The sequence below is a fragment of the Mycobacterium sp. genome (genome assembly GCF_035653355.1).
In the GTDB taxonomy this organism is placed as follows: domain Bacteria; phylum Actinomycetota; class Actinomycetes; order Mycobacteriales; family Mycobacteriaceae; genus Mycobacterium.
This window is the reverse complement of the sequence record NZ_DASRBZ010000549.1, coordinates 1-6,874: the sequence shown is the minus strand read 5'-3', so window position 1 is coordinate 6,874 and position 6,874 is coordinate 1. Positions and strand designations below refer to the sequence as shown.

Here is a 6,874-nt window from a genome sequence, read left to right as displayed (position 1 = left end):
CCGCGATTTGATCGACGTCGTGGGTGGAGCGGCCGACCAGGGTGCCGGGCCGCACGATCTCCCGGGCCACCGACAACGGCAAATCGCGTTGGCCCAGATGCAGTACGTCGGCGCCGGCGGCGCGGGCGATGTCGGCGCGGTCGTTGACCGCAACCAGTGCCCGGTGGCGGCGCGCGGCGTCGGCGAGCATCTCCAGCACCGCCAGCTCGTCGCGCGCCTCCAGCGGGCCGAACCGCCGCTCGCCTTCCGACCCCTTGTCGCGCAACTGAATGATGTCGACTCCGCCGGCCAGTGCGGACTCGGCGAACTCGGCCAAGTCGCCACGCTCACGCCGGGCGTCGGTGCACAGGTAGAGCCGCGCTGTAGCCAGCCGAGTACGGGGCGCCCCGGCGGCGATGCCGGCCGGCACGGCCGGAGGAGGAGCGGGGCCAGTACCTTCGTGCACACCGCGACGCTAGCCGCTAGCGTGGAAAGCTGACGAATCACGGGAGTCCCAGGAGCGGGGTCTGAGAGTGGGCGCGCCTGCCCTTACCGTCCGACCTGATCCGGATGATGCCGGCGAAGGGAGCGCAAGGAAATGTCACTCGGATCGCTGGCCGTGATCGGCGGCGGCGTCATCGGGCTGTCGGTGGCGCGGCGAGCCGCCCAGGCCGGCTGCTCGGTGCGAGTGCACCGCAGCGGCGAACCCGGCGCGTCCTGGGTGGCCGCGGGCATGCTCGCCCCGCACAGCGAAGGCTGGCCCGGCGAAGAGCGGTTGCTGCAGCTGGGTTTGGAGTCGCTGCGGCTCTGGCACCACGGCGACTATCTGGACGGGCTGCCGCCGCAGGTGATCACCGCGCGCGAATCGCTGGTGGTGGCCGTCGACTCCGCCGACGCCGCCGAGCTGCGCACCGTCGCCGACTGGCTAGCCCAGCAAGGCCACCCGGTGGTGTGGGAGACCGGTGCCCGGGACGTGGAACCGCTTCTGGCACAAGGAATCCGGCACGGCTTTCGCGCCCCCACCGAGCTTGCGGTCGACAACCGCACACTGTTGGGCGGGCTGGCGACGGCATGTGAACGCCTGGGCGTCCAATGGGCGCCACCGGTGCATGAGCTTGCACGGGTCGAGGCCGACGCGGTAGTGATCGCCAACGGCATCGACGCCCCGGCATTGTGGCCCGGGTTGGCGATCCGGCCGGTGAAGGGCGAGGTGCTGCGGCTGCGCTGGCGCAAGGGCTGCATGCCGGTGCCGCAGCGGGTGATCCGGGCCCGGGTGCATGGTCGGCAGGTATACCTGGTGCCGCGCGCCGACGGGGTGGTCGTCGGCGCCACGCAGTACGAGCACGGCCGTGACAGCGCACCGGTCGTCTCCGGGGTGCGTGATCTGCTCGACGACGCCTGCGCGGTACTCCCGGCCCTCGGCGAATACGAGCTCGCCGAATGTAGCGCCGGGTTGCGCCCGATGACTCCGGACAACCAGCCGCTCGTCCAGCGCCTGGACGAGCGCACCCTGGTCGCCGCCGGCCACGGCCGCAACGGTTTCCTGCTGGCGCCGTGGACCGCCGAACAGATTGTGTCCGAACTGGTTCCGATCGGAGCACACCCATGATGGTGCTGGTCAACGAGAAACAGGTTCAGGTCGCCGAGCAGACCACGGTCGCCGCGCTGCTGCAGACCCTGGGTTACCCCGACCGCGGTATCGCGGTGGCGCTGGACCAAGCCGTGCTCCCCCGAAATGATTGGCAGACAACACTTTCCGATGGCGCACGGCTCGAGGTGGTGACGGCGGTGCAAGGTGGCTGATTCAAAACTCACCATCGCGGGCCGCAGCTTTAGCTCCCGGCTGATCATGGGCACCGGTGGGGCGACCAATCTGGCGGTGCTCGAGGAGGCGCTGGTCGCATCGGGCACGGAACTGACGACGGTTGCGATGCGCCGCGTCGACGCCGAGGGCGGCACCGGGATGCTCAATCTGCTGAACCGGCTCGGCATCACCCCGCTGCCCAACACCGCCGGTTGTCGCAGCGCCGCCGAGGCGGTGCTGACGGCGCAGCTGGCCCGCGAGGCGTTGGGCACCGAATGGATCAAGCTGGAAGTGATCGCCGACGAGCGCACCCTCCTGCCTGACCCCGTCGAATTGGTCAGGGCCGCTGAGCAATTGGTGGACGACGGTTTCGTGGTGCTGCCCTACACCAACGACGACCCGGTCCTGGCCAAGCGACTGGAGGACACCGGCTGCGCGGCGGTGATGCCGCTGGGCTCACCGATCGGCACCGGGCTGGGCATCGCCAACCCGCACAACATCGAGATGATCGTCGCGGCCGCCGGTGTTCCGGTGGTGCTCGACGCCGGCATCGGCACGGCGAGCGACGCCGCGCTGGCGATGGAATTGGGTTGCGACGCGGTGTTGTTGGCCAGCGCGGTGACCCGGGCCGCCGACCCGCCCGGGATGGCCGCCGCGATGGCCGCCGCCGTCACCGCCGGTTACCTGGCCCGGCGCGCAGGCCGCATCCCGAAACGGTTCTGGGCGCACGCCTCCAGCCCGCCGCTGTGAAGGCGAAATGCTATGTGGCCCTGGGCAGTTCGATGGCAGCTGGTCCAGGTATCCAGCCGCGCGCCAAGGGCGCTCCTTGGGGCTCGGGCCGATCGGCCCGCAACTACGCGCATCTGGTTGCTCAGCGGCTGAACTTCGATCTGGTCGACGTGACGTTTTCCGGCGCGACCACCGCCAACATCCTCGCCGAACATCAGCGCGGCACGCCGCCGCAGATGGACGCGCTCGACGGTTCGGAAGCACTAGTCACGATCACCATCGGCGGCAACGACGTCGGCTACATCCCTTTGCTGATGGCCGCCTCTCTGCCCCGCCCAGCTCGGCTGTTGCCGAAGATCCGTGGCCTTCTCGACCGTGATGCCCGCGACGAGGCGCTTGCCCAGGTCGGCGACTCGTTGCGTGCGGTCGGTGCGGCGGTGCGCCGGCGGGCCCCGAACGCGCGGGTGCTTTTCGTCGACTACCTGACGATGCTGCCGCCGGACGGGCAACCCGCCGCGCCGCTGTCAGCGGCTGAGGCCGAGCTGGGCCGCCACGTCGCGGCGCGCTTGGAAGAATCCACCGCAGCGGCCGCGCAGGCCACCGGCTGCGAACTGGTGCGGGCCGGGCAGGCTAGCCGGGAACACCACGCCTGGTCGTCGGACCCCTGGACCGTCGGCGCGGCTTTGCCGTTGCCGTGGCGGCCGGCGCCATTTCACCCCAATGCCGCGGGTATGCGCGCGGTTGCCGACCTGGTCATTGCACATGTGTGCAGGGGTAACTGACGGGCGCGCCTGATTAAGCTGCCGTCACACCGGGTAGGCCCCGGCGGGAGCCGCAACATGCTGGCTCAGTGCAGCGCTACCAAGTGGAGCCACCACATGACCGCGAGTCCACCGGCTCACGACGCCGGGTTCGTGCACTCAGCGCTGTTCTATCGGTCAGAGCAGGAATATCTGGATCTCGTAGTGGCGTCGGTCAGCGAAGCTCTGAGCAACTATGAGCCGGTATGGGTCGCAGTACCCGGCGACAAGCTGGCATCGCTGCACGACGCGTTAGGGCCGGTAGCGCACGACACGGAGGTGACACTGGCCGACATCACCGAAGTGGGCCGCAATCCGGCCCGGCTCTTGGGCGTGGCGGGCGGTTTCGCGGAGCGGCATCGGCACCGGCCCGTCCGGCTGATCGGCGAACCGGTGTGGGCCGGCCGCACCGCGGTCGAATACCCGGCCTGCGTTCAGCACGAGGCGTTGGTCAATCTCGCATTCGACGGCCATCGTGGCACCGGGCTCTGTCTGTACGACGCCTCCCGACTGGACGACAGCGTGCTGGCGGACGCTCGGATGACCCACCCAGTGATCCGCGTGGACGGTTCCTATCAGCGCAGCGCTGACTACGCTGTCGACGTCGCACTGCAGCGCTGTAACGAGCCATTGACCACGAGCCCGGCCGCGGTGACCTACACGGTTTCGGAATTGGCGAATCTCAGCGCCGCCCGCCAGCAGGGCAGCCGGTATGGCCGATTGCTCGGTCTGGCCGCGGAAACCATCGCCAACCTGCAACTGATCATCACCGAACTGGCCACCAACAGCCTGCAGCACGGCAACGGGACCTGCCGGCTGGCGTTCTGGGAGCACAGCGGATATCTGGTCTGCGAGGCGCGCGACACCGGAGTTCTCGACGACCCGCTGGCTGGACGGCGGCCGCCGAACGGGAACGGGAAAAGCCCGCGCGGGCTGTTCGTCGTCAATGCGCTGGCCGACCTGGTGCGCATTCACGCCACCCCGGTCGGCACCACGATCCAGGTGTTTCTGCGGCTGGACCGGCCGGCCGAGGAGGCCTCTTGATGCGGCGCCACGGCGTGGTCACCTCGGCTGCGGATCTGGTCCCGTTCGCTCACCTGGGCTGGGGATATCGCGACCGGGACGACTTCGCCGCTCGCGCAAGCGAATGCATTGTCGGCGCCCTTCGCGCCGATCAGCGGATCGAATACGTCGGTAATGCCAGCCGCGAAGTGCTGCGAGCCGAACTGGCCGACCTCGGCTTCGACGAGCAGCTGCGGTCGGGGCGGATTCGGGTAACCCCGGCAGAGGACTGCTACGAGTTCCATCCCGGCAGTGACGTTGTGGACGCTGAAGCAACGGTAGCCGAACGCGTCGAGGCTACCGACCAGGCGATCGCGGACGGCTACAGCGGCTTGTGCACGCTGAACGACGCGATCGGTCTGACGCGCACACCTGAGCAGCGCGACGCGTGGGCGGCCTTCGAGTTTCTCATCGACCAGAGGATGCCCGTGCTGCCGTTTTCGGCGCTGTGCGCCTATGACGTGAACGGTCTGGGTCGGGCGGCGGCCGAGTTGTTGTGCCTGCACCCGTTTGTGGGCCCAGACATGGTGGGCTTCCGGATGTTTGCCGAGCCAGGTGTGGACTTCGTGCTGGTCGGCGAAATTGACGCGGCCAGCGACGACGCCTTCACCGCGGCGTTGCGCAGAACCTGGCCGCTGCTGGGTGACGGCACCCTCGTCATCGACGCGCACGGGCTGGCCTTCACCACCCACACCCAACTGCGCACCCTCGACGACTACGCCCGCGCACAGGGCCGCCAAGTGGTGCTGCAAACCGACCAGCACATCATCGCCCGGCTCGCGGTCCTGCTCGAACTGAGCAACGTGCGGGTGCAGGGAGCGTCACCGGTGCGGTCGCCATGGCAGAGCTGCGACGCCTGATAGCCGTCTACTGATTGGGGACCCGGTTGCTGGATGACACCGCCGACAGGACTAGGCCCACCGTCCACGAGGTGGTGCACATGGCGCTTTTTTACCGCTCCGAGCGCGAATATCTCGATTCGCTGGTGCCGTTGATATCCGGATGGTTGAGTAATGCCGAGCCGGTCTTGGTCGCAGTACCGGAAGACAAGATCGCGTTGCTGCAGGATGCGTTTGGCGCGCCGGCGGGGGATGTGACTGTGAACCTGACGATGACGGACATCACCGAGGCAGGCCGCAATCCCGGCCGGATCCTTGGGCTGGTGGCCGACTTCATGCAGCGGCACCCCCACCGCCCCCTGCACATGATCGGTGAACCCGTGTGGCCTGGGCGCAGCGACGTCGAATATCCCGCGTGCGTCCAGCACGAGGCGCTGGTCAACATCGCGCTCGCCGGCCATGACGTGACCGGCCTGTGCCTCTACGACGCGTCACGGCTCGGCGAATCCGTCTTGGCCGACGCCCGGCTTACCCATCCACTGATCTGGCGCGACGGATGGCCCCAGCCCAACCGCGACTTTGCGCTCGACCTCGCGCTTGACCACTGCAACCAACCGCTGCCCACTGATGCGGGCGCGATGATCTATACCGTCTGCGAACCCGCCGATCTGGCCGGTGCTCGCCGATGCAGCGCCCGATACGGCCGGTTGCTCGGATTGTCTGACGAGGGGATCGCCGACCTGCAATTGATCACCACCGAACTGGCCACCAGCGGCCTGCACCATTCCGGCGGGGCATGTCGGATTGCGTTTTGGCACAGCGACGGTCATGTGGTGTGCGAGGCACGGTATGTCGGGCAGTTGGGCGACCCTCTGGCCGGGTGCCGACCGCCGACCGCGGGCTCAGGCGAGTGTGAGCTCTTCGTCGTCAACGCGGTGGCTGATTTGGTGCGGACCCACACGTCGCCGGACGGCACCACCATTCACGCTTATCTGCGGCTTGACCGGTTCTCGGAGGGCGGTGCCCCGTGATGCGCCAGCAAGGTGTGCTCACCTCCGCTGCAGGCCTCACCCCGTTCGGGCATGTGGGATGGGGGTATCGGGACCCGTCGGAATTTCTGGCCCGCGCCGCGGAGTACATCGCCGACGGCCTGGCGCGCAACCAGCGGATCCTGTACTCCCGCGACGGGGGCCGCGCAGCATTACGAGCCGAATTGCTGGACATGGGCTTCGGCGACGCGGTCAGGTCCGGCCAGATTGCGGTGACGCCGGTCGACGAGCACTACGTGTTTGTGCCGGGCACCAACGTGGTCGACCCGGAGGCGACGGTGGCCGCCGGGGTCGCCGCGATGGAGTATGTGGTCGCCATCGGCTGCAGCGGCTGCCGTGGTGTCGTCGATGCCGCGGTGCTGGCGCGTACCCCCGAGCAGCGCGCCGCGTTCAGCCGCCTGGAATATCTCGTCGACCAGAAGATGGCGGTGCTGCCGTTCTCGGCGTTGTGTGCCTACAACCTGCCGCTGTTGGGCGAGACCGCCAAGCAGATGGTGTGCCTGCATCCGTTGGTGGGCCGTGGCACGGTCAGCTTTCGTCTGTACGCCCAACTCGGGATGGACTTCGGGTTGGCGGGTGAAATCGACGCCGCCGACAGTGAGGCGTTTGTCT

Annotated in this window: 9 protein-coding genes; 8 read left to right on the top strand and 1 reads right to left on the bottom strand. The window is 68.4% G+C overall.

Going from position 1 to position 6,874, the window contains the following annotated elements; genetic code table 11:
• Positions 1-397 (bottom strand): thiamine phosphate synthase (locus tag VFA16_RS18820; RefSeq protein WP_324969273.1); only part of this gene is annotated, 397 nt, incomplete at its 3' end.
• A 180-nt stretch (positions 398-577) separates the two neighbouring features.
• Here VFA16_RS18820 and thiO point away from each other — a divergent pair.
• From thiO to VFA16_RS18780, 8 genes are all read left to right on the top strand, one after another.
• Entirely contained in the window at positions 578-1,588 is a 1,011-nt protein-coding gene (thiO, locus tag VFA16_RS18815) for a glycine oxidase ThiO (protein ID WP_324969272.1), read from the top strand.
• Positions 1,585-1,782: a sulfur carrier protein ThiS gene (gene thiS / locus VFA16_RS18810; RefSeq protein WP_324969271.1), complete on the top strand. Its 198-nt coding sequence runs from the start codon at positions 1,585-1,587 to the stop codon at positions 1,780-1,782. Before thiO ends, thiS begins: the two co-directional genes overlap by 4 nt.
• Positions 1,775-2,533, top strand: coding sequence for a thiazole synthase (locus VFA16_RS18805; protein ID WP_324969270.1), 759 nt, complete (start codon positions 1,775-1,777; stop codon positions 2,531-2,533). Before thiS ends, VFA16_RS18805 begins: the two co-directional genes overlap by 8 nt.
• Positions 2,530-3,294 carry an SGNH/GDSL hydrolase family protein gene (locus VFA16_RS18800; RefSeq protein WP_324969269.1) on the top strand — a complete coding sequence of 255 codons (765 nt, stop codon included), beginning with the start codon at positions 2,530-2,532 and terminating at the stop codon, positions 3,292-3,294. The genes VFA16_RS18805 and VFA16_RS18800 overlap by 4 nt, the downstream gene beginning before the upstream one ends.
• A gap of 96 nt (positions 3,295-3,390) precedes the next feature.
• Positions 3,391-4,356 carry a sensor histidine kinase gene (locus VFA16_RS18795; RefSeq protein ID WP_324969268.1) on the top strand — a complete coding sequence of 322 codons (966 nt, stop codon included), beginning with the start codon at positions 3,391-3,393 and terminating at the stop codon, positions 4,354-4,356.
• Positions 4,356-5,234 (top strand): MEDS domain-containing protein, encoded by an 879-nt coding sequence (locus tag VFA16_RS18790; RefSeq protein WP_324969267.1) that lies wholly within the window; start codon positions 4,356-4,358, stop codon positions 5,232-5,234. Before VFA16_RS18795 ends, VFA16_RS18790 begins: the two co-directional genes overlap by 1 nt.
• Positions 5,235-5,314: 80 nt before the next feature.
• Entirely contained in the window at positions 5,315-6,244 is a 930-nt protein-coding gene (locus tag VFA16_RS18785; RefSeq protein ID WP_324969266.1) for a sensor histidine kinase, read from the top strand.
• The coding region (locus VFA16_RS18780; RefSeq protein ID WP_324969265.1) for an MEDS domain-containing protein at positions 6,244-6,874 on the top strand (631 nt) is incomplete at its 3' end. The genes VFA16_RS18785 and VFA16_RS18780, both read left to right, overlap by 1 nt.